The sequence below is a fragment of the Aeromonas sp. DSM 116730 genome, from assembly GCF_046581335.1.
Classification (GTDB): Bacteria; Pseudomonadota; Gammaproteobacteria; order Enterobacterales; family Aeromonadaceae; genus Aeromonas; species Aeromonas rivipollensis.
The window spans coordinates 1-26530 of the sequence record NZ_CP144265.1 but is presented as its reverse complement, the minus strand read 5'-3'; the positions used below and the strand labels follow the sequence as shown (position 1 = coordinate 26530).

22 protein-coding genes are annotated in these 26530 nt (G+C 61.7%); 11 read left to right on the top strand and 11 right to left on the bottom strand.

Annotated features, from left to right (window positions below):
* Positions 1-69: 69 nt before the first annotated feature.
* A complete protein-coding gene (gene gorA / locus Aeroheme_RS00110; protein WP_168236099.1) occupies positions 70-1419 on the top strand; it encodes a glutathione-disulfide reductase in 1350 nt (449 codons plus the stop codon).
* A gap of 370 nt (positions 1420-1789) precedes the next feature.
* On the opposite strand, the gene Aeroheme_RS00105 is transcribed toward gorA, so the two are convergent.
* The 3 genes from Aeroheme_RS00105 to Aeroheme_RS00095 are packed head-to-tail and all read right to left on the bottom strand — an operon-like array spanning position 1790 to position 4579.
* Positions 1790-2578: an SDR family NAD(P)-dependent oxidoreductase gene (locus tag Aeroheme_RS00105; protein WP_411166493.1), complete on the bottom strand. Its 789-nt coding sequence runs from the start codon at positions 2576-2578 to the stop codon at positions 1790-1792.
* 52 nt (positions 2579-2630) lie between these two features.
* The gene (locus tag Aeroheme_RS00100; RefSeq protein WP_111911391.1) at positions 2631-3635 is read right to left on the bottom strand and encodes an NADP-dependent oxidoreductase; all 1005 of its coding nucleotides are present in this window, start codon (positions 3633-3635) and stop codon (positions 2631-2633) included.
* An 11-nt stretch (positions 3636-3646) separates the two neighbouring features.
* Complete coding sequence (locus Aeroheme_RS00095; RefSeq protein ID WP_240454962.1) at positions 3647-4579, bottom strand: alpha/beta fold hydrolase; 933 nt, start codon at positions 4577-4579, stop codon at positions 3647-3649.
* A 29-nt stretch (positions 4580-4608) separates the two neighbouring features.
* On the opposite strand from Aeroheme_RS00095, the gene Aeroheme_RS00090 reads away from it, so the two are divergent.
* The 6 genes from Aeroheme_RS00090 (at position 4609) to Aeroheme_RS00065 (ending at position 13472) form a co-directional block, all read left to right on the top strand.
* Positions 4609-5127: a winged helix-turn-helix transcriptional regulator gene (locus tag Aeroheme_RS00090; protein ID WP_239497111.1), complete on the top strand. Its 519-nt coding sequence runs from the start codon at positions 4609-4611 to the stop codon at positions 5125-5127.
* A 329-nt stretch (positions 5128-5456) separates the two neighbouring features.
* The gene (gene kdpA, locus Aeroheme_RS00085; RefSeq protein WP_041206621.1) at positions 5457-7136 is read left to right on the top strand and encodes a potassium-transporting ATPase subunit KdpA; all 1680 of its coding nucleotides are present in this window, start codon (positions 5457-5459) and stop codon (positions 7134-7136) included.
* Between the two features lie 67 nt (positions 7137-7203).
* Positions 7204-9267 carry a potassium-transporting ATPase subunit KdpB gene (gene kdpB / locus Aeroheme_RS00080; RefSeq protein ID WP_111911385.1) on the top strand — a complete coding sequence of 688 codons (2064 nt, stop codon included), beginning with the start codon at positions 7204-7206 and terminating at the stop codon, positions 9265-9267.
* 157 nt (positions 9268-9424) lie between these two features.
* Entirely contained in the window at positions 9425-9940 is a 516-nt protein-coding gene (locus Aeroheme_RS00075) for a potassium-transporting ATPase subunit C (protein ID WP_005326326.1), read from the top strand.
* A gap of 194 nt (positions 9941-10134) precedes the next feature.
* A complete protein-coding gene (locus Aeroheme_RS00070; RefSeq protein ID WP_111911383.1) occupies positions 10135-12723 on the top strand; it encodes a sensor histidine kinase in 2589 nt (862 codons plus the stop codon).
* A gap of 65 nt (positions 12724-12788) precedes the next feature.
* Positions 12789-13472 (top strand): response regulator, encoded by a 684-nt coding sequence (locus Aeroheme_RS00065; RefSeq protein ID WP_106885366.1) that lies wholly within the window; start codon positions 12789-12791, stop codon positions 13470-13472.
* A 75-nt stretch (positions 13473-13547) separates the two neighbouring features.
* On the opposite strand, the gene Aeroheme_RS00060 is transcribed toward Aeroheme_RS00065, so the two are convergent.
* Positions 13548-14675: a multidrug effflux MFS transporter gene (locus tag Aeroheme_RS00060; protein ID WP_411166492.1), complete on the bottom strand. Its 1128-nt coding sequence runs from the start codon at positions 14673-14675 to the stop codon at positions 13548-13550.
* Between the two features lie 92 nt (positions 14676-14767).
* Between Aeroheme_RS00060 and Aeroheme_RS00055 the strand changes: the two genes are divergently transcribed.
* On the top strand, positions 14768-15556 hold the full coding sequence (locus Aeroheme_RS00055) for an AraC family transcriptional regulator (protein ID WP_411166491.1): 789 nt from the start codon (positions 14768-14770) through the stop codon (positions 15554-15556).
* Here the strand turns inward: Aeroheme_RS00055 and Aeroheme_RS00050 are convergent.
* A complete protein-coding gene (locus Aeroheme_RS00050; protein ID WP_411166490.1) occupies positions 15522-15755 on the bottom strand; it encodes a hypothetical protein in 234 nt (77 codons plus the stop codon). The genes Aeroheme_RS00055 and Aeroheme_RS00050 overlap by 35 nt on opposite strands.
* Positions 15756-16037: 282 nt before the next feature.
* Here Aeroheme_RS00050 and Aeroheme_RS00045 point away from each other — a divergent pair, with 282 nt between their 5' ends.
* A complete protein-coding gene (locus Aeroheme_RS00045) occupies positions 16038-17291 on the top strand; it encodes a valine--pyruvate transaminase (protein WP_163148256.1) in 1254 nt (417 codons plus the stop codon).
* A gap of 73 nt (positions 17292-17364) precedes the next feature.
* Here the strand turns inward: Aeroheme_RS00045 and Aeroheme_RS00040 are convergent, their stop codons facing one another.
* On the bottom strand, positions 17365-17805 hold the full coding sequence (locus Aeroheme_RS00040; protein WP_025325190.1) for an Hsp20 family protein: 441 nt from the start codon (positions 17803-17805) through the stop codon (positions 17365-17367).
* Between the two features lie 93 nt (positions 17806-17898).
* Positions 17899-18312, bottom strand: coding sequence for an Hsp20 family protein (locus Aeroheme_RS00035; RefSeq protein ID WP_411166489.1), 414 nt, complete (start codon positions 18310-18312; stop codon positions 17899-17901).
* A 268-nt stretch (positions 18313-18580) separates the two neighbouring features.
* On the opposite strand from Aeroheme_RS00035, the gene Aeroheme_RS00030 reads away from it, so the two are divergent.
* Together Aeroheme_RS00030 and Aeroheme_RS00025 are read left to right on the top strand one after the other, a co-directional pair.
* Complete coding sequence (locus Aeroheme_RS00030; protein ID WP_411166488.1) at positions 18581-19351, top strand: MBL fold metallo-hydrolase; 771 nt, start codon at positions 18581-18583, stop codon at positions 19349-19351.
* Between the two features lie 88 nt (positions 19352-19439).
* The gene (locus Aeroheme_RS00025) at positions 19440-20402 is read left to right on the top strand and encodes a GlxA family transcriptional regulator (RefSeq protein ID WP_411166487.1); all 963 of its coding nucleotides are present in this window, start codon (positions 19440-19442) and stop codon (positions 20400-20402) included.
* A gap of 56 nt (positions 20403-20458) precedes the next feature.
* On the opposite strand, the gene gyrB is transcribed toward Aeroheme_RS00025, so the two are convergent.
* The 4 genes from gyrB to dnaA form a co-directional block, all read right to left on the bottom strand.
* Complete coding sequence (gyrB, locus tag Aeroheme_RS00020; protein ID WP_106885373.1) at positions 20459-22870, bottom strand: DNA topoisomerase (ATP-hydrolyzing) subunit B; 2412 nt, start codon at positions 22868-22870, stop codon at positions 20459-20461.
* The gene (recF, locus tag Aeroheme_RS00015; protein ID WP_411166486.1) at positions 22867-23970 is read right to left on the bottom strand and encodes a DNA replication/repair protein RecF; all 1104 of its coding nucleotides are present in this window, start codon (positions 23968-23970) and stop codon (positions 22867-22869) included. Before recF ends, gyrB begins: the two co-directional genes overlap by 4 nt.
* A gap of 2 nt (positions 23971-23972) precedes the next feature.
* Positions 23973-25076, bottom strand: a complete 1104-nt coding sequence (gene dnaN, locus Aeroheme_RS00010; RefSeq protein ID WP_025325184.1) for a DNA polymerase III subunit beta — start codon at positions 25074-25076, stop codon at positions 23973-23975.
* Between the two features lie 83 nt (positions 25077-25159).
* Positions 25160-26530 carry a chromosomal replication initiator protein DnaA gene (gene dnaA, locus Aeroheme_RS00005; RefSeq protein ID WP_025325183.1) on the bottom strand — a complete coding sequence of 457 codons (1371 nt, stop codon included), beginning with the start codon at positions 26528-26530 and terminating at the stop codon, positions 25160-25162.

The following is a 26530-nucleotide window of genomic DNA, read 5'->3' as shown; positions in this document are numbered from 1 at the left end:
CTCTTGTGAGCCGGCCACTTTGTCCCCATCATGCTGTGATTGCATTCTTAACGAGCGGAGAACCTCGCAATGGCACAGCATTTTGACTATATCGCCATCGGCGGCGGCAGCGGCGGCATCGCCTCGGCCAACCGGGCTGCCATGTACGGCAAGAAAGTCGCCCTGATTGAAGCCAAAGAGCTGGGGGGTACCTGCGTCAACGTCGGCTGCGTGCCGAAGAAGGCCATGTGGTATGCCGGCCAGATCGCCGATGCCCTGAGATACGGGGCCGACTACGGCTTCGACACCACCCTCAATCACTTCAGCTGGGCCAAGCTGGTCGAGTCCCGTCAGGCCTATATTGGCCGCATCCACAAGTCCTACGAGAACGTGCTGGGCAAGAACCAGATCACCGTCATCAAGGGCTTCGCCCGTTTCGTCAGCAGCAACACTATCGAGGTTGATGGCGAGCAGTACAGCGCCGATCACATACTGATCGCCACCGGCGGCCGCCCCGAAGTCCCGACCATACCGGGTGCCGAACTCGGCATCGACTCCGACGGCTTCTTCGATCTGCAAGCCCAGCCAAGACGGGTCGCCGTGGTCGGTGCCGGCTATATCGCGGTCGAGATCGCCGGCGTAATGCAGGCCCTCGGCTCAGAGACCCATCTGGTGGTGCGCAAGCACGCGCCGCTGCGCAACTTCGACCCCATGATCCACGAGACCCTGGTGGAGATCATGGCGCAGGAAGGGCCCAAGCTGCACACCCACGCCGTGCCCAAGGCCGTGGTCAAGAACGCCGACGACAGCCTGACCCTGCAACTGGAAGATGGCCGCCACCTCACTGTGGACTGCCTGATCTGGGCCATAGGCCGCGTACCGGCCACCGACAACCTCAACCTGGCCGCCACCGGCATCACCCTGGACGAGCAGGGCTTCATCCCGACCGACAAGTTCCAGAATACCGCCGTCGCCAACCTCTATGCGGTGGGTGACAACACCGGCCGCATCCAGCTCACCCCTGTGGCCGTCGCGGCCGGTCGTCGCCTCTCGGAGCGGCTGTTCAACAACAAGCCCGACGAGCACCTCAACTACGATCTGGTGCCGACCGTGGTGTTCAGCCACCCGCCCATAGGCACCATAGGACTGACCGAGCCGGAGGCCATCGCCGAGTATGGCGAGAGCCAGGTCAAGGTCTACCGCAGCCAGTTCACCGCCATGTATTCGGCCCTGACCCAGCATCGCCAGCCTACCCGGATGAAACTGGTCTGCGTCGGCCCCGAGGAGAAGGTGGTCGGCCTGCACGGCATCGGCTTTGCGATGGACGAGATACTGCAAGGCTTCGGCGTCGCCATGAAGATGGGGGCCACCAAGGCGGACTTCGACAACTGCGTCGCCATTCACCCCACCAGTGCAGAAGAATTTGTGACCATGCGATAAGTGCATCTGAAGCTGGCCTGTCATTATCAGGCCAACTTCAACAACTGCGTTCCCACACCTCATCCCACCAGCGCGGAAGAGTTTGTGACAATGCGATAAGCACGTCGAAGCCGGCCTGATCACCATCAGGCCGGCTTCGACAACTGAATTTCCCTTTCCCCCCTCCTCCCAACCTCATGAAAGAGTGGGCCACCACACGCTAACCACTTCCTGTAGCAGCGCTATCACCAACAGGCGAGATTCGATCACGGTCTGCGCATCAGTACCGCCATCACACTGCGGCTCTTCCGCAGTAGGCTGTCAGGTTGGGTGGCATGACGAGCGAATCTCCTCGCATTGCATTCAAGTCCAATCTGGCACATTGAGGTGTTCAGGCTTGCGGCTGATATCGTTCGGCCGCATGGGCTTGGCGAAGATCCGACATCAGCCCTTGACGTGCATCATCCAGAGCGGTCCAGCGTTCGGCGACATGAAGCGGCGGAATCGTCACCAACTCGCGGCGATCGAACCCGACCAGTGCTGCATCAACCAGCTCACCCACTTCCATAACCTCGGGGAGAGTGTTGACATCCACACCTGCATGCGCCCAAATTTCGGTGCGGGTTGTGGCCGGCAACACGGCTTGCACGTAGACCCCTTTGGGTGACAGTTCATGAGCCAGCCCCTGCGACAAAAACAGCACGTAGGCTTTGGTCGCACCGTAGAGAGAGATACCGAACTCGGGCGAAAATCCCACCACCGAACCGATGTTGACGATGCTCCCCGTGCCGGATTGCGCAAGGCGCGGTGCGATCGCTGCGGCGAGCCGCGTTAATGCGGTTATGTTCAGTGCGATCTGGGATTCGATGGTCTCGGGAAATTGATCCAGAAAGCTCCCGGATTGCGGCATGCCTGCATTGTTAATGAGGATGCCGATACGTGCATCATGCCGCAGGCGAGTTTCCAGTGCCGGCAGCTCTGCCGAATTGGTCAGGTCAGCCTGCAGCACCTCAACGGCTATCTGGTGTTGCTCACGCAGGCGCATGGCCAGCGCATCCAGGCGCGACTTGTTGCGCGCAACAAGAACAAGATCGTGGCCACGGCGAGCAAAACGTTCGGCATAGGTGGCACCGATACCGCTGGAGGCGCCGGTGATAAAGACGGTCGGAAGTGGGGTCATGGTATTTTCCTTGATATGGATGGAGTGGGTGAACGAGCCAATGCGGCCGTGATCACTGCTTGATGCTGACGACGACCTTGCCCCGGGCGTGCCCCTTGGCAAGGTATTCCAGCGCCTCTTTGGCCTGGTCGAACGGGAATACCTTGTCGATGACCGGCTTGATGCGTTGAGCATCGAGCAGCTCGCCGATTTCGGTGAGTTGGTCACCATCGGGACGCACAAACAGGAACGAGTAGGCGACGTTCCGCTTGTTCGCCCGCGACCTGATTTTTCTGCTCATCAACCCGAACAGGAGGCGGAGCAATACGTTCAGCCCCCGGGCACGCGCGAAGGCAGCATCCAGCGGGCCGGTGAGGGAGATAATCTTGCTGCCCGGCTTGAGGATATCGATGGCTTTTTCGATCGCATCTCCCCTGACCGTCCCCAGCACGGTGTCGTAGCCGTGCAGTTGGTGCTCGAATGCCTGTTGCTTGTAATCGACCACCTCATCGGCCCCCAGCTCGCGCACCAGCTCGATGTTACCGGTGCTGACGGTGGTGCCCACCTTGGCCCCCAGCAGCTTGGCAAGCTGGATAGCAAAGGTGCCGATGCCACCGGATCCGGCAGGGATAAACACCTTCTGGCCAGCCTGCAGATTGGCGCGCTCCTTCAGTGCTTGCCATGAGGTGAGCCCGACCATAGGGATCGAGGCGGCTTGCACGAAATCCAGATTGGCTGGTTTCAACGCCGCTGCGCGCTCAGGCACCACCGCAAATTCGGCCAGCGATCCGGTACCGAGATCGAAAATAGTGGCGAAAACGGCATCGCCCGGTTTGAAACGGGTCACCTGACTGCCAACCTCGGTCACGACACCGGCCAGATCGCTGCCCAATGTGGCGGGAAGCTGAAAATGAAGCACAGGTTTGAACATTCCGGTCGGAATCATGTTGTCGATCGGGTTCAGGCCGGCGGCATAAACCTGAACCAGCAGTTCGTCCGCCTTCAGCACAGGACGGGGGATATCCGTGATCCCAATCTCCGGCGACTTGCCGTAGCGTTTGAATGTGAGTGCTTTCATGGTTCGGTCATTTATCCTTGGCTGTGCATCGGGGTCAGGTTTGCGTCATCCGCGAGGAAGGCCAGCACCTCGGGTACAAAGGCCCGATAGTGCTGAAAGACGCCACCGTGCCCCGAGTCGGGGTAAATCGCCAGTCGGGCATTCGGCAACCGGCGAGCCATGTCTGCTGACAGTCGGCTATCGACCATCAGGTCATGGTCACCATTGGCCACGAACACCGGTTGTGTGATGACCGAGAGATCATCCGGCACACTCAATCCAGCACTCCGGATCGCCTTGAGCTGGGCATATCTGGCCTGCAGGGAGATGGGCTGGTCACGGTCAGTCGTGCGCTCTTTCAGGCGAGAGAAGTACTCTTTTGCCGCGCGCTTGCCATCCGGTGTGCGGGGAAAAAATAGGAAGTGGCGCGGATCGTTCAGCGTCAATGCCGCTTTGAGGTAGGCGGTGGCGGCAATCTTGTTGATCTCGTCGATACCGCCACCTCCCCGCGGCCCGGTTCCGGCAAGCACAATCCGGCGCACCAGATCCGGCGCCTGCAAAGCCACCATTTGCGCTATACCACCGCCTAACGAAAACCCGAGCAGATCGACCTGCGGCAATCCCATGGCGCGAATAAAGGCGATGGCATCACGTCCCATCTCCTCGATGGTATGCGGAACCACGCCACCCGAGGCGCCGACTCCGCGATTATCGAAAGCGATAACCCGGCGCTTCGCGGCGATGCCGTCGATAACACCGGGATCCCAGTCATCGAGTACCGCCATCAGATGGTGCAAAAAGATCACCGGCACACCGGTGTCGGGGCCCAGCGCCCGATAGGCAAACGATGTTCCGTTCACATCAAGGGTGCGGGTCGGCACATCTTTCCAATGTATATCCCCCGTCTGCCGCATTGCCGTGACTGGGTTCTGACCGGCTGGTCCCCCGGCTGTATTGTTACCCATGACCGAGATCTCCGTGTTGGATGGATTGTGTGTCGTCGCAGTGTTACTATCAAATTGATACCAACATTACTGTCAATTCATCACCAAGTCACTATCAAAACGATATGAACAAAAAAAATAGTTACGACACCCCGTGCCCGATCGCGCGCAGCATCGCTGTTGCTGGTGATGCCTGGTGCCTATTGATCCTGCGCGATGCCCATGCAGGCCTCACTCGCTTTGACCAGTTCCGGAAAAATCTGGGGATAGCCCCCACGATGCTGACTCGCCGACTGGCGACACTGACTGAAGAGGGCTTGCTGGAAAAAAGGCTCTACTCGGAACACCCTCCGCGCGAGGAGTATCTGCTGACCACAGCCGGTCGCGATTTTCTACCGATACTCTTCATGATTGGTGAGTGGGGTCGCCAATATCGGGGCGACAACAACCTGATCCGTTTCTTCGACATGGAGGCCGGCACAGAGATTAGAGCCGTCGCGGTAGATGAAGTGACTGGCGCGAAGATTGGAACCCGCCCTCTGCGCATGGTGATGCCTGATGAAGACTGACAGGTGATTTGGCAATGGTGTCATCCTTCACTTCAACCCGGCCCAGGCCGGGTTTTTTGATCTCCTCCCCGCCCAATTCCCACTGAAAGCGGCCTTCTTTACGCCGATTTTACGCTCCCCCAATGCCCCTTTATGGCGCCTTTACGCCGGTTTTACATACCCTTTCAGCGTCAATGACACCAACGGGGTCGATATGGATATGCATCGACTCTCGACGCTAATTATCTCAACGGAGTCGTTATGAATTGGCTATATCTGCTGCTGGTCCTCGCCCTGATGGGTTACCTGATGCGCGCACTCACGCGTAGTCACGAGTGAGGAACTAGAACATGTGGCAAGAAATAATCTATCCGGTGGCCTTCGTGCTGCTGGTCCTGCTGCCGGCACCCCTGCTCGGCAGCTATATGTATCGCGTGTTCGAGGGCAAGAGTCGCTGGCTCGCGCCGGTCGAGCGCGCCACCCTGGCCTGCTGTGGCACGGACGGACGGGAGCAGGACTGGAAGTCCTACGCCCTCAGCCTGCTGGCCTTCAACGGCGCCGGTTTCGGTCTGCTGTTCCTGATCCTGATGGCCCAGGGCCTGCTGCCCCTCAACCCGCAACAGCTGCCGGGCCTGAGCTGGCAACTCGCCTTCAACACCGCCGTCAGCTTCATGACCAACACCAACTGGCAAGCCTATTCCGGTGAGGCCAGCCTCTCCTACTTCAGCCAGATGGTGGGGCTCACCACCCAGAACTTCGTCTCCGCCGCCACCGGTGCCACAGTCGCCGTCGCGCTGTTCCGCGGTCTTTCCCGCCAGCAGACCATACATCTTGGCAACTTCTGGCAGGATCTGGTGCGCTTCTGCCTCTACGTGCTGCTGCCCATGGCGTTGATCATGGCGCTGCTGCTGGTCTGGCAAGGGGTTCCCCAGAGTCTGTCGGCCTATCTGCCGTTCCATGCCCTGGAAGGCCAGGAGCAGCTGTTGCCGCTCGGCCCTGCCGCCTCGCAGATCGCCATCAAGCAGCTCGGCTCCAACGGTGGCGGCTTCTTCGGCGTCAACTCGGCCCACCCGTTCGAGAACCCGACCGCCCTCTCCAACTGGCTGGAGATGGTCACCCTGCTGACCATTCCCGCCGCCCTGGTCTGTACCCTGGGCCGTTACGTGAAGGATTCCGGCCACGGCCGCGCCATCCTCTCTGCCATGACACTGCTGTTCGTGCTGGGGCTCGGCCTCTCCGTCTATCAGGAGCTACAACCGGATCCGGCGCTCGCCCAGCTCACCACCCAGGCAGGCAACTGGGAAGGCAAGGAGAGCCGCTTCGGCCCCGTGCTCTCCAGCATCTGGGAAGTGGCGACCACCTCGGCCTCCAACGGCTCGGTCAACGCCATGCACGACAGCTTCACCCCGCTGGGTGGCATGGTCGGCATGATCAACATGTTGCTCGGTGAAGTCATCTTCGGCGGCGTGGGTGCCGGTATCTACGGCATGATGCTGTTCGTGCTGCTGACCGTGTTCCTGTGCGGCCTGATGGTCGGGCGCACCCCGACCTATCTCGGCAAGCGCCTCGGGATCACCGAGATGAAATGGGTGGTCGCCAGCATGCTGGTGATGCCGGTCGGGGTTCTGGTGATCGGCGGGGTAACGCTGTTGATGCCGGATGCCGCCACCATCATGGGTCACGACGGTCCTCACGGCCTGTCACGCCTCATCTATGCCTACGCCTCGGCCGCCGGCAACAACGGCTCGGCCTTCGGGGGCTTCGCCGCCGCGGACAACTGGCAGTGCGTCGCCATAGGTCTGGCCATGCTGCTCGGTCGCTTCGGCTACATCATTCCGGTACTGGCCATCGCCGGTCAGCTCTCGCGCGCCTCGCAACAGGATGCCGGCGAGGGTGACTTCCCCATCCGCGGCCCGCTGTTCATCACCTTGCTGATCATCACTGTGCTGCTGATAGGCGGTCTCTCCTTCCTGCCGGTACTGGCGCTGGGCCCCGTCGCCGAGCATCTCCTGATACTGGGAGCGCTCTGATGACCCTGTCCATGTCAGTCACCTTACCGATGCCAATGGTCGAACATCTGATGCTGGGAGCATTCAAATGAGCAAGTCCATCTCCATCCCTGCCCGCACCGAAAAGGTGAAGGGCAAGGGCAAGAAACAGACCTCACAAGTCGTGCAGGCCATGATCGAAGCCTTCTATCGCTTCAACCCCAGGGCGCTGTTTGGCAGCCCCATACTGTTCACCCTCTGGCTGGCCGCCGTGATGGCGACCGTGGAGTCCCTGCTGGGTCAGCCCCTGTCGGGAGTCACCCCCAGCCTGGCCTGGCAGCTGACTGCCTGGTTGTGGCTGACCCTGTGGTTTGCCAACTTCGCCGAGACCCTGGCAGAAGGCCGCGGCAAGGCGCGGGCCGACAGCCTGAAGGCGGGCATGAGCCAGCTTCAGGCACGCAAGGTGCGGGATCCGAAAGATGGCCAGGGCGAGTGGATCCCGGCCACCAGCCTGCAAAAAGGGGATCTGGTGCTGGTGCGCAGCGGCGAGATGATACCGGCCGACGGTGAAGTCATTGCCGGTATCGCCTCCGTCAACGAGGCCGCCATCACGGGGGAATCCGCCCCCGTCATCCGCGAGTCCGGCACCGACCGCAGCGGCGTGACCGGCAATACCACTGTGGTGTCCGACGAGATCTGGGTCCGTGTGACCAACAATCCCGGGGAGAGCACGCTCGACAGAATGATAGCGCTGGTCGAGGGAGCCAAGCGCCAGAAGACGCCCAACGAGATGGCGCTCGATGCCCTGCTGGTGGGTCTGACCCTGATCTTCCTGCTGGTGGTCGCCACCCTGCCCTGGTTCCTCGACTACAACGGCACCCAGGTACCGCGCCTCTACCTGCTGGCCCTCTTCATCACCCTGATCCCGACCACCATAGGGGGTCTGCTCTCCGCCATCGGCATCGCCGGCATGGACCGGCTGGTGAAGCTGAACGTGATCGCCAAGTCAGGTCGTGCCGTGGAAGCCGCCGGTGACGTGCGCACCCTGCTGCTCGACAAGACAGGCACCATCACCTTCGGCAACCGCATGGCTGACGAGCTGATCCCGGCCCCCGGGGTCGATCCCTCCCTGCTGGCCCAGGCCGCCATGCTGGCCTCCCTCGGCGACAACACGCCGGAGGGCAAGTCCATCCTGACCCTGGCCGGCAAGAGCATGGCCAAGCCGAGCCAGCTCGAGAGCGACAAGGTGATCCCCTTCAGCGCCGAGACCCGTCTGAGCGGTCTGGATCGCAACGGTCATCAATATCGCAAGGGGGCCGTGGATGCTGTGCTCAACTACCTCTCCCTCGATCGCAAGGGAGTGCCCGAGCTCATTCTGAAGGCGGTCGACAACATCGCCCGTCAGGGCGGCACCCCGCTGCTGGTCTGCACCCACGAGCAGTTGCTGGGGGTGGTGTACCTCAAGGACATCATCAAACCAGGCATCAAGGCCCGCTTCCAGATCCTGCGCCACATGGGGATCCGCACAGTGATGATCACCGGGGACAACCCGCTGACCGCCGCCGCCATCGCCGCCGAGGCCGGGGTGGATGACTTCATCGCCGAGGCGACCCCGGAGAAGAAGCTGGCCTATATCCGCCAGGAGCAGGCCGATGGCCGCATGGTCGCCATGTGCGGTGACGGTGCCAACGACGCACCGGCACTGGCCCAGGCGGATGTGGGTCTGGCCATGAACGAAGGCACCCAGGCCGCCAAGGAGGCGGGCAACCTGGTGGATCTGGACTCCAACCCCACCAAGCTGCTGGACGTGGTGCTGGTGGGCAAACAGTTGCTGGTCACCCGGGGCGCCCTGACCACCTTCTCCATCGCCAACGACGTGGCCAAGTATTTCGCCATACTGCCGGCCCTCTTCATCGCCGCCTACCCGCAGTTGGGGGCGCTGAACCTGATGCAACTCGGCAGTCCAGAGAGCGCCATACTGTCGGCCATCATCTTCAACGCCCTGATCATAGTGGCGCTGGTGCCGCTGGCACTGCGGGGGGTCAACGTGAAGGGCTCCGCCGCCAGCCTGCTGCGCCGCAACCTGCTGATCTATGGGCTCGGTGGCCTGATAGTGCCTTTCATCGGCATCAAGCTGATCGATCTGGTCATCACAGGCCTGGGGCTGGTGTGATGAAAACGCCTCACGATGGTATCCACGGCCAGATCGTGCCCCCATCCATGGGCATCAAGTTGATCGACCTGGTCATCACAGGCCTGGGTCTGGTGTAACCACATAACGGGTGCAAGCCTGGCCTGCACCCCATCAATCTGTTTGGAGCGAGATAATCATGATAGCAATCAGAACCCTGCTGACCCTGACCCTGCTGCTGGGTGTCGGCTACCCCCTGGCCGTCACCGGGCTGGCCCAGCTGTTCTTCCCCTGGCAGGCCAACGGCAGCCAGCTGACCGATGCCAAGCAGCAGCTGGTCGGCAGTGCCCTGCTGGCGCAGAAATTTGAACGGGCGGAGTACTTCCACTCCCGCCCCTCCGCCAGCGACTTCACCACCATAGGCAGCGGCGCCAGCAACCTGGGGGTGAGTTCCCCCCTGCGCAGCGAATTTGCCAAGGCCCAGGGTAACTACCAGTCCCCCGCCATGCTGACCCGCTCAGGTTCGGGCCTGGATCCCCACCTGCCCCTGGATGCCGTGCTGGCTCAGGTGGATCGCGTCGCCAAGCAACGCGGGCTGGATCCCGCTTCCCTGACGGAGCAGGTCAAGTCGTCAACACAAGCTGGTATCCTTGGCCCCCAGGTGGTCAACATCCTCCAGTTGAATCTGTTGCTCGATCAGCACAAGGACGCATGATGGCGCGCCTGGCTGGCCCGAGTTGGAGGGCGACCCAGATTTTCGAACCGAGCCGGTGGTTGCTCCATAAGGATGATGATGCGTGATGTGGTAAAGACGGTTGCCCTGCTGGCAGGCATGGAGCAGGAGCACGGGAATGCGTGATGAGGTAAAGGCGGGTGCCCTGCTGGCAAGCCTGGAGCAGGAGCACGGGAATGCGTGATGAGGTTCGGGCCGATGCCTTGCTGGCAAGCCTGGAAGAGGAACACAAGGGCAAGCTGAAGGTCTTCCTCGGCGCCGCCCCCGGCGTAGGCAAGACCTACGCCATGTTGCAGGCGGTACGGGAACAGGCCAAGGAAGGGGTCGACATTCTCATCGGCGTGGTCGAGACCCACGGGCGCCAGGAAACCCTGGCGCTGCTCGACAAGCTCGCCATCCAGCCACGCAAGCTCCATCACCACCGCCAGCAACGGCTGGAGGAGATGGATCTCGATGGCTTGCTCGAACGCAAGCCCGCCATCGTAGTGGTGGATGAGCTGGCCCACACCAATGCCCCCGGCAGCCGCCACGAGAAACGCTGGCAGGATGTGGAGGAACTGCTCGGCGCCGGCATAGACGTCTACTCCACCCTCAATGTGCAGCACCTGGAGAGCCTCAACGATCTGGTGTGGCAACTGACCGGGGTCAGGGTCAAGGAGACCCTGCCCGATCAGGTGCTGCTGGAGGCGGACAGCATAGTCCTCATAGACCTTCCCCCCAAAGAGCTGCTCGGCCGGCTCAAGGAGGGCAAGGTCTATGTGCCCCATCAGGCCAAGGCCGCCCTGCAATCCTTCTTCTCCCTCAACAACCTGACCGCCCTGCGGGAACTGGCGATGCAGACTGCCGCCAGCCACGTGGAGGGGGATCTGCAACTGCAGTGGCAGGCGGCGGGCAAGACCACGCTGCCGCTGCGGGGCAAGCTGATGGTCTGCCTCGGTGATCAGCACGGCTCGGCCCTGGTGCGCTACGGCCACCGCTTCGCCCAGCGCCGCCAGCTGCCCTGGCTAGTGGTGCACATCGACAGCAAGGGGCAGCGCTCCCCTGAACTGGAGCAGGCGCTGGCGCTGGCCTCTCACCTCGGCGCCAAGGTGTTGACCCTGTCCAGCCCGGCGGTCGCCGATGCCCTGCTGGAGACGGCCGAACAGCAGCAGGTCTCGCAGCTGTTGCTCGGCAAGCCCCACAACCCGCCCTGGCGCCGCTCCCTGGTGCAGCACCTGCTGAAACAGGCACAGGGATTCGAGATCACGCTGGTGGATACGGAGAAGAACAAGCCAGGACTGAGGCTGCAACCACTCCACCCCAAGGACATTCGCCAGAGCCTGCTGGCCATCGCCATAATGGCGGTGACCTCAGCCAGCGCCTGGGGACTCTCCCACTGGCTGCCGCCCGCCTCCCTGCCGCTGCTGTTCGTGCTGGGGGTACTCGCCACGGCCCTCACCACCAGCCTGGTGCCCGCCATCCTGGCCGCCGTGCTGGGGTTCGTCGCCCACAACCTGCTGTTCACCGCCCCCTACTTCTCCCTGAGCGTGGCCAGCCACAGCGACCTGCTCACCCTGTTCGTGCTGCTCATCGTCGGCATGACGGCGGGGCGGCTCGCCTCCCGCCAGCGTCAGCAGTTGATCGGCCTGCGCGAGACCCAGCAGCTCGGCAACGCCCTGCTGTCCCTGAGCCAGGGGCTGGCCACCGCCAGCAGCCCGGTGGAGGTACTCAGGCAGGGAACCCAGGCCATCTCACTGGCCTTGGGGCAGCCCGTGTTCGCCCTGGATGAGGAGTACCAGTACAGAGCCGGAGACGAGGTGCGGGGACCGGGCCAGACCGACAAGGCCGCCATCGACTGGTGCCTGGCCCAGAAGCAGAGCGCCGGGGCCCACACCGCTACCCTCAATGCCGCCGAGGCCCAGTACCACCACCTCACCGACGAACTGGTGCTGGGGATTCGGCTGGCCAGCCCGCTCGCCTCCTCCGCCGAACACCAGTTGCAGGCCCTGCTCACCGACATCCGCGCCGCCCTGGCCCGGATCGATCTCAACGAGCGGCTGGCCGACAGCCAGCTGCAGGCGGAGACGGATCGGATGCGCGCCGCCCTGCTCTCCTCGGTCTCCCACGATCTGAAGACGCCGCTGGCGACCATCATGGGGGCCGGCAGCACACTGCAGGAGTACGGTGACAGGATCAGTGCCGAGGATCGCAGCGAGCTGCTCCACTCGGTGCAGGAGGAGGCGCGCCGCCTGCACAGCTATGTGCAGAACCTGCTGGACATGACCCGCATCGGCTCCCCGGACTTCCAGCTGAAGCGGGAGTGGGTCGACCTCGCCGATCTGGTGGATAGTGCCCGCAAGCGGCTGGACTCCTCCTGGCGCCAGCACAAGCTGCTGATCCACTTCGATCAGCAAATCCCCCAGCTCTATGTGCACGGCGCCCTGATCGAGCAGGTACTGGTCAACATCCTCGACAACGCCTCCCGCTACTCGCCGGCCGGCACCCCCATAGAGTTCAAGGTGATGCTGGCGGACCCTGACCTCATCATCGACATCATCGACATAGGGGTCGGCATCGCCGAGTCGGATCGGGACAAGATCTTCAACCTCTTCTACACCCAGCCGGTGGGTGATTGCGGCAGTCGCGGCACCGGGCTTGGCCTCGCCATTTCACGCGCTATGATAGAAGCCCACGGTGGTCGCATCTGGGCGTTTGCCGGCCCCAACGGCAACGGCACCTGCATGCGTATCTCACTGCCGCTCTCCCTCAACTCACCCGAGGTATGATGCGCACATTCCGGGCTCCTGGGGTCAGCCGTCCCCAGCCCCCAACACTCGCCTCTGGAGGCTAGATGGCCCATATCCTGGTCATAGATGATGAAGCGGCCATTCGCCGCTTTCTGCGGATCAGCCTGGTCGCCGAGGGGCACCAGGTGAGCGAGGCGGTGGGCGTCAACGAAGGGCTGGCGCAGTACCGCCACCTCAACCCCGATCTGGTGATCCTGGATCTCGGCCTGCCGGACGGGGACGGCATCCAGATCTTGCAGGCCATCCGCGAACACCACCCCAACCCTGTGCTGGTGCTGTCGGCACGGGATTCGGAGCAGGAGAAGGTGCGGCTGCTGGATGCCGGGGCCAACGACTACATGAGCAAGCCGTTCGGCATAGGGGAGATGATGGCCCGCATCCGGGTGCTGCTGCGCCAGCGTGCCGGGGTCAGCAGCGGCGAATGCCGTCACTTCCCCCAGTGCGGCCTGAGCCTGGATACCGGCAGCCACAAGGTCACCATGGGGGATGAGGAGATCCCCCTCTCCCGCAAGGAGTTCGCCCTGCTGCAGGCCCTGGTGTGCCACCCCGGCAAGCTGGTGCTGCAGACCCAGCTGCTCAACGACATCTGGGGGCCCAGCCACAAGGAAGATACCCACTACCTGCGCATCGTCATCGCCAGCCTGCGCAAGAAGCTGGGAGATAACCCCCAGCAGCCCAGCCTGATCGAGACCGAGTCCGGCATCGGCTACCGCTTCATCGGCAGTTGAAACAGGCACAAGCAACCCACCCCGTTCGAAACACCGTACCCGACATCGGCTACCGCTTCATCGGTAGCCGATGTTTCACGTGGAACGGCGCCCGCTGCAGAGCAGCGCCAGCAGACCGCAGCCGGCGAGCAGCAGCCCCAGATCCTGCAAGCCGGCTGCCACCGTCAATCCCAGGCTGAGCAGCAGGTAATAGGCCAGCCCGAACAGAGCACCCGCGCTCCCTGCCACAGCTCTGTAGGCCTGCAAGGCCTCACTCAACACATTGGGGATAGCCACCCCATAGGCCACCACTGTTCCCATCATGGGCAGCAGGAACCAGAGCGAGGCCTGACTCGCCCAGACCAGCAGCCCGCAAACCAGCGCCAGTGTGCAGGCCAGCCTGATCAGGGATGACGGCTGCCAACCCTTCCCCAGCAGCTGCTTGTTGAGCAGGCTGCCGAGCAGGGTCGCCAGCGCCAGCAAGACCCCGGAGTAACCAAAGTCGCTCACCCTCAATCCCAACCCGTCAAACAGGAAGGGAGCCAGGCTGTAGTAGCCAAACAGCATGGTGTTGAACAGGGCGACCAGGACAGCGCTGCGCCAGAGCCCGCCATCCCTGGCCATCCTGGCTGCCAGCGGCCAGAGTGCGACTCGCTGTGTGCTGGCCGGACGGGTTTCCGGCAGCCACCGACCGGCCACCAGCAGCAACAGTGCCGCCAGCACCAGCAAGCCGCTGAAGACCCCGAGATAGCCAAACTGCTCGGCAAGCAGGCCGCCGCTCACCAGCCCCAGCACGGGGCTGAGGGAAAGCGCCACGCCCATCACCGAGAAGACCCGCGCCAGCTCGCCCCCCTGATAGCTGTCGCGCAGCATGGTCTGGGTCACCACTGATCCCACGGCGGCGCCGAAGGCCGAGACGACCCTGGCCAGCAGCAGGGTCTCGAACTCACTGGCCAGCAGCGCCAGCAGGGTGCCCACCCCGTAGGTGAACAAGCCCGCCAGCATGGCGGGACGCCGCCCGACGAGATCGCAGAGCCGACCCCAGCAGACCACGCCCACCGCAAACGCCAGGAAATAGACCGACAGGGTCTGGGATGCCTGCCCCTCGCTCACCCCAAACTGGCTGGCAATCTGGGTCAATACCGGGCTGTAGAGGGTCTCAACCATCTGGGGAAACATCATCAATCCCACCACCAGCCAGCGCGGTGGCAACTTGTTATGCATGACAAACCTCCTTCACAAGAGGTCGTCATTCTAGAGAGAGGGGGAATGTCCCATTACAATAAGCAGGACTATATACATCAAAAATCGGACACATGGCCTTTATTCTTCCCGATCACCCTTTCGACCCGGACAGCCACGCTGGCAGCGTGATCGGCATCGCCTCAGCGCTGGGCTGGCATGACTCCGGCCTGCACAGGCACCAGCGCCACCAGCTGCTGTTCGCCCAATCCGGCTGCATGACCATGGAGCTGGCGGACAGGGTTTGCCTGCTCCCGCCGACGCGAGCGGCCTGGCTGCCGGCGGGCACGCCCCACAGGGTCTTGATGCGCGGTGTGGTGGCCTATCGCTCCCTCTACTTCACCCCGCACCCCGAGTTGCCGACCACAATGGCGGTGCTGGCGGTCAATCCGCTGCTGCAGGCACTGATCGAACGGATGGCGCTCTGGCCATGGGACCAGCCACAAGAGGAGCAGCAGCGGACGCTGGCTCTCTTTATGGAGGAGTTGGAGCAGGCACCCCGGGAGTCCTGGCAGTTGCCGTTGCCGTCAGATCCGCGACTGGCGGCCTGGCTGAAGAAGATAAAGCGGGGCGACACCCTGCCCCCTCGGCTCAACCGGCTGGCCGAGGAGGTGGGTGCCAGTGACAAGACCATAAGTCGCATCTTCATGAGGGAGACCGGCATGAACTATCAGGCCTGGCGCCAGCAGTGGCGACTGCTGCGAGCCATGGAGTTGCTGGCAGAAAGCGAACCCATCAGCCGGATTGCCGCTTCCCTGGAGTTCTCCAGCGACAGCGCCTTCATCAGCTTCTTCAAACAGCACTCGGGGCAGACGCCCCTGCGTCACCTCAACTCTCGGGGTGAGTCGCCACGGCGGGGCTGACCTCCACCACCAGGGTATCCAGTGCCAATGGCTGGAGGTTGTGGATGGCATCCAGTACCACGGCATGGGATGCCTGCTGCTGCTGGGCACGCATTTCATGCGCCAGCTTGGCGCTATCCAGCTCGGGCCTGGGGTTGTCGTTGGCCATGACGTTCATGCTCAGGCTGCTCAGTATCAGGGTCGCGATCAGGGTCTTCATCTGGCTTGCTCCGGTATGGTTGAGATGACCAGAGAGTTATTCCAATAGTCGTGCCAACTATATAAACAATTGATTTTGTTTAAATAAAATGAAATATGACGCCATTTGAGGCTTTGTTGCCCATCTTGCTGGTTATTTTGAAACCCATAAATGGTAATTTTTACCACATCCAATTTCCGGGGCCCGTTCCACGTGGAACGTCCCATGATTTTGATCGACACCCGCTTTTAAACTGAGCTATGGTGCTAGCTCCCCCGTAACTGACTCTGGATCTGTCACCGAATGGAATTCTCCTTGTTCGGCGAGAAGTTCACTCGCCACGCCGGTATTACCCAACTCATGGATGACCTCAATCAGGGGCTGCTCAATCCGGACGCCATCATGCTCGGAGGCGGCAATCCGGCCCCCATCCCCGCCATGCTGGAACGCTTTCAGACCGAGGCCAAGCAGCTGCTCGACAATGGCGAGCTGATCAAGGCCATGGCCAACTACGATGGCCCGCAAGGCAAGGACAGGTTCACCAAGGCGCTGGCCGCCCTGCTCAAGAGAGAGCTGGGCTGGGACATCTCGGCCCGCAACATAGCCCTGACCAACGGCAGCCAGAATGCCTTCTTCTACCTGTTCAACCTGCTGGCCGGCGAGTTCGCCGATGGCCGCAAGAAGAAGGTGCTCTTCCCCCTGGCCCCCGAATATATCGGCTATGCGGACTCGGCCCTGGCGGAGGATCACTTCGTCGCCTACAAGCCCACCATAGAGAAGCTGTCCGACGGCCAGTTCAAATACCATGTGGATTTCGAGAGTCTGGAGGTAGGCGACGACATCGGAGTGATCTGCGTCTCTCGCCCCACCAACCCCACAGGCAACGTGCTGACCGATGAAGAGATAGAGCACCTGGATCAGATCGCCCGCGACAAGGGGATCCCGCTGCTGCTCGACAACGCCTATGGTGTGCCCTTCCCCGGCATCATCTTCAGCGAGGCCAAGCCGTTCTGGAATGCCAACACCATACTCTGCATGAGCCTCTCCAAGCTGGGCCTGCCGGGCACCCGCTGCGGCATCGTCATCGCCGACGAGAAGATCATCCAGGCCATCACCAACCTGAGCGGCATCATCAACCTGGCGCCGGGCAGCCTGGGGCCCGCCATCACCATCCCCATGATAGAGAGCGGCGAGATCATCGCCCTGAGCGAACAGGTGGTGAAACCCTTCTACAAGCAGAAGGCCGACTTCGCGGTGCAACTGCTACGCGAAGCCATTCCCGACCCGCGCTTCCACATCCACAAGCCGGAAGGTGCCCTCTTCCTCTGGCTCTGGTTCGAAGGCCTGCCGATCCACTGCCAGGAGCTCTACGAGCGGCTGAAGGCGAAGAACCTGCTGATAGTGCCGGGTCACTACTTCTTCCCCGGTATCGACGACCCAGAATGGCGCCACAGCCAGGAGTGCATCCGCCTCAACTACTCCCAGAGCGAGGAGCTGGTGCGACGCGGCATCGCCATACTGGCGGACGAGATCAACGCCATTTACCGCGGCAGCTAGCTGACTTGCCTGCAGATAAAAGAAAGGCCTGCGATCGCAGGCCTTTCTCGTCTCTGGTGTCAGGCTCCCCTACTTAACTCGGCAGCGCCAGCTGATCGGGTTTGCCGATGGGGATGGCGCGGGGCTTGAGTGCCTCCGGCAATTCGCGGGCGAGATCTATGGTCAGCAGACCATGCTCCAGTCTGGCCCCCTGTACCTCCACGTGCTGGCTCAGCTTGAAGGCGAGCTCGAAGTCACGCTCGGCAATTCCCTGGTGGAGGAACTGACGCTCACCGGCCGCTGCGGCCTTGCGCCCCTTCACCTTGAGGGTGCCGTTTTCGGTCTCCAGCTCCAGCTCTTCGCGCTCGAAGCCAGCCACGGCGACCGTGATGCGGTAGCCGTCATGCTCCCGCTTCTCGATGTTGTAAGGGGGATAGGCCGCCGCCTTCTGGTCGAACAGGCCTTCCAGCTCGCGGGCCATCCGCTCGAAGCCGACTGCATTGGAAGAGAGGTGAGAAAAATCGAGGTTACGCATAATCCTATCCTTCTAATAAGCAACAGGTTTGACTCTCCACAGGCCCGTCATCGGCACCCGGGAAGCAGGTAAAAACACTGAGAGTTCAGGCTATCAGCCGTTGATCTCGATCTTGCGGGGTTTCATCGCCTCGGGCACTTCACGGGCCAGATCAATGTGCAGCAAGCCATTCTTGAGATCGGCCCCTTTCACCCGCACATAGTCGGCCAGCTGGAAGCGACGCTCGAAGCCGCGCTCGGCTATGCCCTGATAGAGATAGTGGCGCTCGGTGTCAGCCTGCTTGCTGCCCTTCACCGTCAGCAGATTTTCCTGGAAACTCAGCTCCAGCTCTTCCTGGGTAAAGCCCGCCACCGCCATGCTGATGCGGTAGTCGTTGTCACCCAGTTGCTCGATGTTGTAGGGGGGATAACCGGCATTGCCATTGCTGGCCGCAGATTCGATGAGATTGGCCAGACGATCGAAACCAATGGCAGAACGATAGAGCGGAGAAAAGTCGATAGAACGCATAGTATTACCCTCTTGTGAGCGATAACGGATTGTTTGCCCTCCTGATGGACGGGCGCCTGGTCGAAACCTCTGTCGAGCGTTCCGGCCTTGTTACCTATATAGGGGCTAGCTTTTTCCTTTCAAGGGAAAAAATGAAAAGAAATTTTTGGCCGCCCATCAGAGTCGATATTGGCCCGATTGATACGGTAATCGGCCCGCGGGCCACTCATCCCCTGATGCCCTCCGCGCCATACTGGTTGCGTCCCCCCACCAGAGACCGGAGCACACCATGCAAGTTACCCAGGTTCGCAATGCCACCCTGCTCATCCACTACGCCGGCACCCGCTTCCTGATCGATCCCATGTTGTCTGCCAAGGGCTGCCTCCCGGGGTTTGAGGGAACGGCCAACAGCCAGCTGCGCAATCCCCTGGTCGAGCTACCCCTGCCCATGACGGAGATCCTCGATGTGGATGCGGTGATAGTCACCCACGATCACCTGGATCACTGGGACCCTGCCGCGCAGCAACTGCTGCCCAAGCATCTCCCGCTGTTTGTACAACACCAGAAGGATGCCGACAGCATAAGCGCCAGCGGCTTCAAGGATGTGCGCCTGCTGAGCGAGCAGGCCGAGTTTGCCGGGATCCGGTTGCACCAGACCGAAGGGCAACACGGCAACGATCAGGTCATGGCAGTGTTGGCCGAGCGACTGGGTGAGGTATCTGGGGTGGTCTTCTCCCATCCCGCAGAGAAGACCCTCTATCTGGCGGGTGACACCGTCTGGAACGCCCAGGTAGAACAAGCACTGCAACGGCACCAGCCCGAGGTCGTCATCCTCAACTGTGGCGATGCCCAGGTGCCGGGACTGGGTTCCATCATCATGGGCAAGGAGGATGTCGCCGCCGTGTATCAGGCCGCGCCACAGGCCACCCTGATCGCCAGCCACATGGAGGCGGTCAATCATGCCCTGCTTACACGGAACGAGCTGCGCGACTACATCGGCAAACAGGGGATGGCAACGCGGGTGCTGGTACCCGAGGATGGCGAGTCCATCGTCCTCTGATGAGAGAGGGCCATGCCCCCACATGGCCCTTCGGCTTTCTGTTGCCGCCCCTTATCATGGGGATCCGAGTGCAAAGGAGTCTGCCACCATGCCCAATCCCATCGTCGTCGCCGTCATCACCTTCGATCACTTCAGCCCCTTTCACTGCGCTGTGCCCTGCCTCATCTTCGGCGACACCATGATGCCAGGCGCCTCCCTGTTCGAACTCAGACTCTGCGCCGGCGATGCCACCCGCCAGCCCGGTTCCTCCCAGGGCTTTCGCATCGACGCCAGCCACGGGTTGGAGGGGTTGGTCGGGGCTGACATCGTCATCATCCCCTTCTGGCGCGATCCGGCCGAACGACCGGCCCAGCTCCTGCTCGATGCCCTGATTGCCGCCCGACACAGGGGTGCCCAGATAGTGGGGCTCTGTCTGGGCACCTATGTGCTGGCCTATGCCGGTCTGCTGGAGGGGCGCAGGGCCTCGACCCATTGGGAGTTCGAGCAGGACTTCATGGGCCGCTTTCCCGCCGTGCGGCTAGATACCAATGCCCTCTACGTGGACGATGAGGGCCTCATCACCTCGGCCGGCACTGCCGCCGGGCTGGACTGCTGCCTCTACCTGGTGCGCGAGCACCATGGCAGCCGCATCGCCAACAAGCTGGCCAGGCGCCTGGTGGTGCCGCCCCATCGGGAAGGGGGCCAGGCCCAGTTCATCGAGCAGCCGGTGCCCGCCTCCACCCGGGATGCCAGGATCAACCAGCTGTTCGACCACCTGCGCATGCACCTGGCCGAGCCTCACAACCTGGACACATTGGCAGAGCACTGCCTGATGAGCCGCCGCACCTTCACCCGTCGCTTCCAGCGAGCCACCGGCCTCTCGGTCGGGGAGTGGTTGCTGGCCGAGCGCCTCAGGCGCAGCCAGGAGTTGCTGGAGACGAGCTCCCACTCCATGGATCGCATCGCCGAGCTGGTGGGATTGAAGACGGCCACCAGCCTGCGCCAGCATTTTCGCACCCGTTTCGGCGTGTCGCCGAGCGAATGGCGCCGCACCTTCGGGGGCCTGCGTTAGCCAGCAAAAAGCCGCTCACAGGGAGCGGCTTTGTTCAATCGCGAGGGTGCGTCGGATTAGACGTCGAGGTTGGCGACCCGCAGGGCGTTGGTCTCGATGAAGTCACGACGAGGCTCGACCGCATCACCCATCAGGGTGGAGAAGAGCTGGTCGGCGCCGACGGCGTCGTCTATGGTGACGCGCAGCATGCGACGGGCTTCCGGATCCATGGTGGTTTCCCACAGCTGATCCGGGTTCATCTCACCCAGCCCTTTATAGCGCTGGATGTAGATGCCACGCTTGCCTTCGCCCATCAGCCAGTCGACGGCTTCCACGAAGTTGGCCACAGGTTTGACCTTCTCGCCACGCTTGATGAAACCGCCTTCCTCGATCAGATTGGCGATCTCTTTGCCCAGGGAGACCAGCTGACGGTACTCGGAGGATTGCAGGAAGTCGTAGCTGATCGGGTACTCCCGGTCGACACCGTGCTGACGCACCACGGCATGGGGCACGTACAGGCTGCGTTCCTCGTCACGACGTACCTGGATCTGGTACTGGATGCCGTGGTTGCTCTCGTTGAGCACGGCTTCCATCCCCTGGCACCAGGCCAGCAGATCGCTCTCGCTGGCCAGCAGGGTTTCGTTCAACTCAGGCTGATAGATCAGCTGGGTCAGCACGGCATCCGGGGCACGGCGGGACATACGGGTGATCAGGTGAGAGACGGCACGATGCTGGTTGACCAGACGCTCCAGCGCCTCGCCACCTATGGCAGGGGCAGACTCGTTGACGTGCAGGGTAGCACCGTCCAGCGCCATGGAGGTCTGGTACTGCAGCAGCGCGTCTTCGTCCTTCAGATACTGCTCCTGCTTGCCCTTCTTGACCTTGTAGAGCGGCGGCTGGGCGATGAAGACGTAGCCACGCTCGATGATCTCGGGCATCTGACGGTAGAAGAAGGTCAGCAGCAGGGTTCGGATGTGCGCACCATCGACGTCCGCATCCGTCATGATGATGATGTTGTGGTAACGCAGCTTGTCCGGGTTGTACTCGTCGCGACCTATGCCGCAGCCCAGTGCCGTGATCAGGGTGCCCACCTCTTGCGAGGAGATCATCTTGTCGAAACGGGCCTTCTCCACGTTCAGGATCTTGCCCTTGAGCGGCAGTATGGCCTGGTTCTTGCGGTTGCGACCCTGCTTGGCGGAGCCGCCAGCAGAGTCCCCTTCCACTATGTAGAGTTCGGAGAGGGCCGGGTCTTTCTCCTGACAGTCCGCCAGCTTGCCGGGCAGACCGGCGATGTCCAGGGCCCCCTTGCGGCGAGTCAGTTCGCGGGCCTTGCGGGCCGCTTCACGGGCACGGGCCGCATCAATGATCTTGTTGACCACTATCTTGGCATCGCCCGGGTTTTCCAGCAGGAAGTCGGCCAGCTTCTCACCCATCGCCTGTTCAACGGCTGTCTTCACTTCGGAAGAGACCAGCTTGTCCTTGGTCTGGGAGGAGAACTTGGGATCAGGCACCTTGACGGAGATGACCGCAATCAAACCTTCGCGCACGTCGTCGCCACTGGCGGCAGACTTGGCCTTCTTGCTGTAGTCCTCTTTGTCCATGTAGGAGTTCAGAGTACGGGTCAGCGCGGTACGGAAGCCCACCAGGTGGGTGCCACCATCCCGCTGCGGGATGTTGTTGGTGAAGCAGTAGACCCCTTCCTGATAGGCGTCGTTCCACTGCATCGCCACTTCGACGCCGATGCCATCCTGCTCTGTGGTGAAGTGGAACACCTTGGGATGGATCGGGGTCTTGTTCTGGTTCAGGTATTCGACGAAGGCCTTGATGCCACCCTCGTAGCAGAAGTGAGCCTCGCGGCCATCCCGCTCGTCCAGAAGACGGATGGAGACACCCGAGTTCAGGAAAGAGAGCTCACGCAGACGCTTGGCCAGGATCTCGTAGTGATACAGGGTATCGGTAAAGATGGTCGGGCTCGGCCAGAAGCGCACTTCGGTACCTGTGCCCGTGCTGTCGCCAATCTGCTTGAGCGGCGCCTGCGGCTCACCCAGGTGATAGGTCTGCTCGTAGACGTGGCCGTTGCGACGTATGGTCAGCAGCAGCTTGTCAGAGAGGGCATTAACTACGGAGACACCCACGCCGTGCAGGCCGCCGGATACCTTGTAGGAGTTGTCATCGAATTTGCCGCCGGCATGCAGCACCGTCATGATGACTTCGGCGGCGGAGCGGCCCTCCTCCTCGTGCATGTCGACCGGAATACCCCGGCCGTTGTCACGCACTGAGACGGAGCCGTCGGAATGGATCTTGACCTGAATATCGGAGCAGTAGCCAGCCAGAGCCTCGTCAATGGAGTTATCGACGACCTCGAACACCATGTGGTGCAGGCCCGAGCCATCATCCGTATCGCCGATATACATCCCCGGGCGCTTGCGGACCGCATCCAGGCCCTTCAGCACCTTGATATTCGAGGAGTCGTAAGTATTTTCACTCATAGCTTACTCTCTGCCTTCTCTAACGTTTCGGAGATCTTGCCTTGTTCCACGTGGAACAGCTTGCAGTCACTCGCATCCATCATGTCTGCGAGCTGACCGGTATCGATGGCGGTGATAAACACCTGGGACGCACACTGCTTCAGCCTTGCGGCCAGCAGGCGACGTTTGTCGACATCCAGTTCAGAGGCAAAATCGTCAATTAAAAAAATACAGCCACGGCTGCTATGTTGATTCAAATAGAGCCCTTGAGCCAGTCGCATGGCACAGACCAGCAACTTCAACTGACCCCTGGACAAAATATCCTGAGCGGGCACCCCGTTCGCCTTGAGCCGCACATCCGCCTTCTGCGGACCGACCCCAGTGTATCCCAGCGAACGATCCCGCTCGAACCCCGCCTCCAGCAAGTCGCCGAGGGGAGTCTCTCTCTCCCAGCCCCGATAGAAACCGAGGCTGATGTCGAATTCCGGCAGAAAATCCGCCGTCATCTCCTTGATCAGGGGGGTAATAGCCTGACAGTAACTGGCGCGAAACTCCGCCAGTTCACCCCCGAGCCGCACCAGCTCCTGATCCCAGAACGCCAGCTGGCGATACTCGCTGCTCTGGCGCAGCAGCGCATTGCGCTGTTTCAGCAGACGCCGTACCCGTCCCCACAGGGAGAAGAAGGTCGGCTCCTGATGGAAGACGCCCCAGTCCAGCCAGGCCCGGCGAGCCTGAGGCCCGCCGGTCAGCAGGTTGAAACCATCTGGGTGGATCAACTGCACCGGCAGCAGCTCGGCCAGATCGGCCAATCGCTGGGCCTGGGCCCCGGCGATCTTGAGCTGGGTCTCGCCCCCCTTGTCCTTGGCAAGCCCGATGGGCACCTGACGCCCCTCCAGCTCGCACTGGGCAAACAGGGTAAACGCCCTCTCCCCCTGGCGGATGACCCGCCCGGTCAGGTGAGTACGAAAAGAACGACCGAGACCGAGGTAATGGATGGCTTCCAGCACGCTGGTCTTGCCGCTGCCATTGCACCCGACCAGGATATTGAGGCCGGGGGACAGCGCGAGACTGGCGTGCTGGATGTTGCGAAAGTCGCTGAGCTGGAGTTTGACCAGGGACACGACTAGATCCGCATCGGCATCACCACATACTGGGCATCTTGGCTGTCAAAATCCTCAATAATGGCACTGCTGATGGAATCGCTCAGGCTGATCCGGATTTGGTCACATTTTAACGTATTCAGCACGTCCAGCACATAGGAGACGTTGAAGCCGATCTCCATCTCGCCAGCGGCATATTGTACGTCAAGCAGCTCCTCGGCTTCTTCCTGTTCCGGGTTGTTGGCGGTGATGCGCAGCAGGTTTTCCTGCAGATTGAGACGCACCCCACGGAATTTCTCGTTGGAGAGGATGGCGGCGCGGGCGAAGGCCTGGCGCAGATCCTCACGACCGGCGATCAAGGCCTTGTCGCTCCCCCGGGGAATGACGCGACGCCAGTCCGGGAAGCGGCCATCCACCAGCTTGGAGGTAAAGATGAAGCCATCCAGGGCGGCACGCAGGTTGCTGCGACCGACCTGCAACCGCACCGGCTTGTCTTCCGCCTCCAGGAGGCGCACCAGCTCCAGCACACCCTTGCGGGGCAGGATGACCTGATGATCGGGCAGCGATTCCCCGACCACTTCGCGGCGGCAGGTGGCCAGGCGGTGACCGTCGGTGGCGACGGTGCGCAGGCCATGGCCCTCGCTCTCGAACAGCATGCCGTTCAGGTAGTAACGCACATCCTGGCTGGCCATGGAGAACTGGGTCGCATCGATCAGCTTCTTCAGCTCCAGCTGGCTGATGTCGAACTCGAGCACGGATTCCCAGTCCTCGATGTTCGGGTACTCGGTGGCCGGCAGGGTCGAGAGATTGAAGCGGGAACGACCGGAGCGGATGATGAGGCGATCCCCTTCGGTGTTGAGACGGATATCCGCCCCTTCCGGCAGGCCGCGGCAGATATCCAGCAACTTGCGGGCCGGTACTGTGGTACGCCCATCCTGGCTGTCGCTGCTGAGATAGACCTGGCCTATCATCTCCACCTCGAGATCTGTCCCGGTCAGCGATAACAGGCCATTGCTGACATCGAGCAGGACGTTGCCGAGGATGGGCAGAGTCGGCCGGCCACCCAGGGCACCGGACACCAGTTGCAGAGGACGTAACAGGGCCTCACGGCTAATTTCGAGCTGCATCTGTGCTCTCCGTTGTGATTAGGAGGAAAAATTTCGGATCAGGTTGGAATATTCGAGCCCCATCTGTCCACTCAGTTCCGTTATCAGGACGAGAGGGTACGGATCAGGTTGGAATAGTCTTCCTTGATGTCGTGACTCTCCTCCTTCAGCTGCTCGATCTTGCGGCAGGCATGAAGAACAGTGGTGTGGTCACGGCCACCAAAGGCATCCCCTATCTCCGGCAAACTGTGGTTGGTCAGCTCCTTGGCCAGTGCCATCGCCAGCTGACGCGGGCGGGCAACGGAGCGGGAACGACGCTTGGACAGCAGATCCGCCAGCTTGATCTTGTAGTACTCCGCCACCGTCTTCTGGATGTTGTCTATGGTGACCAGCTTCTCCTGCAAGGCCAAGAGGTCGCGCAGCGCCTCGCGCACGAAGTCGATGTTGATGGCACGGCCGGTGAAGTTGGCGTTGGCGATCACCCGGTTGAGGGCACCTTCCAGTTCACGGACGTTGGAGCGCAGACGCTTGGCGATGAAGAAGGCCACCTCGTCCGGCAGATGGATCTGGTTCTCGTCCGCCTTGCGCATCAGGATAGCCACCCGGGTCTCCAGCTCCGGCGGTTCGATCGCCACCGTCAGACCCCAGCCGAAGCGGGACTTGAGGCGATCCTCGACACCGTTGATCTCCTTCGGATAGCGATCCGAGGTCAGGATGATCTGCTGGTTACCTTCGAGCAGGGCGTTGAAGGTGTGGAAGAACTCCTCCTGGGAGCGCTCCTTGTTGGCGAAGAACTGGATGTCATCGATGAGCAGGGCATCGACGCTACGGTAATAACGCTTGAACTCTTCAATGGCGTTATTCTGCAGCGCCTTCACCATGTCCTGGACGAAGCGCTCGGAGTGCATGTAGATGACTTTGGCGTCTTTCTTGCGTTCCTTGATGGCATTGCCAACGGCGTGCAGCAGGTGGGTCTTGCCCAGACCGGTGCCGCCATAGAGGAACAGCGGGTTATAAGCGCCACCCGGATTGTCGGCCACCTGACGGGCCGCCGCACGGGCCAACTGGTTGGACTTACCTTCGACGAAATTCTCGAAGGTGTAGTTCACGTTGGTGTTGCTCTTGTGGTTCGGCTCGGGCTTGGCTTCCGCCTTGCTTTCCCAGCTCTTGTGAGAGTTATTCACAGGATCGACACCACGCGCCGGCGCTCTGGCGACCGCGACGGGATGGGGACGATTACCGATGTCAAAACGCAGGGTGGGAGCATCGGCTCCGCACAGCTCGTTGATGATGCCGTTGACCCGGAGCAGGTACTTGTCGCGTACCCAGTCCAGAACGAAGCGATTCGGTGCATACAGGGTCAGAGTATTGTCACTCAACTCCGCTTGAAGCGGCCGGATCCACATGCTGAATTCTGCCGAGGGCAACTCATCTTGCAGCCGGTTAAGGCACTGCTGCCATAGCGAAGCAGTCAC

Excerpts from the sequence above, each read along its gene's own strand:
- gorA (WP_168236099.1), top strand. The coding sequence starts at position 70 with ATGGCACAGCATTTTGACTATATCGCCATCGGCGGCGGCAGCGGCGGC.
- Aeroheme_RS00105 (WP_411166493.1), bottom strand. The coding sequence starts at position 2,578 with ATGACCCCACTTCCGACCGTCTTTATCACCGGCGCCTCCAGCGGTATC.
- Aeroheme_RS00100 (WP_111911391.1), bottom strand. The coding sequence starts at position 3,635 with ATGAAAGCACTCACATTCAAACGCTACGGCAAGTCGCCGGAGATTGGG.
- Aeroheme_RS00095 (WP_240454962.1), bottom strand. The coding sequence starts at position 4,579 with ATGGGTAACAATACAGCCGGGGGACCAGCCGGTCAGAACCCAGTCACG.
- kdpA (WP_041206621.1), top strand. The coding sequence starts at position 5,457 with ATGTGGCAAGAAATAATCTATCCGGTGGCCTTCGTGCTGCTGGTCCTG.
- kdpB (WP_111911385.1), top strand. The coding sequence starts at position 7,204 with ATGAGCAAGTCCATCTCCATCCCTGCCCGCACCGAAAAGGTGAAGGGC.
- Aeroheme_RS00075 (WP_005326326.1), top strand. The coding sequence starts at position 9,425 with ATGATAGCAATCAGAACCCTGCTGACCCTGACCCTGCTGCTGGGTGTC.
- Aeroheme_RS00070 (WP_111911383.1), top strand. The coding sequence starts at position 10,135 with ATGCGTGATGAGGTTCGGGCCGATGCCTTGCTGGCAAGCCTGGAAGAG.
- Aeroheme_RS00065 (WP_106885366.1), top strand. The coding sequence starts at position 12,789 with ATGGCCCATATCCTGGTCATAGATGATGAAGCGGCCATTCGCCGCTTT.
- Aeroheme_RS00060 (WP_411166492.1), bottom strand. The coding sequence starts at position 14,675 with ATGCATAACAAGTTGCCACCGCGCTGGCTGGTGGTGGGATTGATGATG.
- Aeroheme_RS00055 (WP_411166491.1), top strand. The coding sequence starts at position 14,768 with ATGGCCTTTATTCTTCCCGATCACCCTTTCGACCCGGACAGCCACGCT.
- Aeroheme_RS00050 (WP_411166490.1), bottom strand. The coding sequence starts at position 15,755 with ATGAAGACCCTGATCGCGACCCTGATACTGAGCAGCCTGAGCATGAAC.
- Aeroheme_RS00045 (WP_163148256.1), top strand. The coding sequence starts at position 16,038 with ATGGAATTCTCCTTGTTCGGCGAGAAGTTCACTCGCCACGCCGGTATT.
- Aeroheme_RS00040 (WP_025325190.1), bottom strand. The coding sequence starts at position 17,805 with ATGCGTAACCTCGATTTTTCTCACCTCTCTTCCAATGCAGTCGGCTTC.
- Aeroheme_RS00035 (WP_411166489.1), bottom strand. The coding sequence starts at position 18,312 with ATGCGTTCTATCGACTTTTCTCCGCTCTATCGTTCTGCCATTGGTTTC.
- Aeroheme_RS00030 (WP_411166488.1), top strand. The coding sequence starts at position 18,581 with ATGCAAGTTACCCAGGTTCGCAATGCCACCCTGCTCATCCACTACGCC.
- Aeroheme_RS00025 (WP_411166487.1), top strand. The coding sequence starts at position 19,440 with ATGCCCAATCCCATCGTCGTCGCCGTCATCACCTTCGATCACTTCAGC.
- gyrB (WP_106885373.1), bottom strand. The coding sequence starts at position 22,870 with ATGAGTGAAAATACTTACGACTCCTCGAATATCAAGGTGCTGAAGGGC.
- dnaN (WP_025325184.1), bottom strand. The coding sequence starts at position 25,076 with ATGCAGCTCGAAATTAGCCGTGAGGCCCTGTTACGTCCTCTGCAACTG.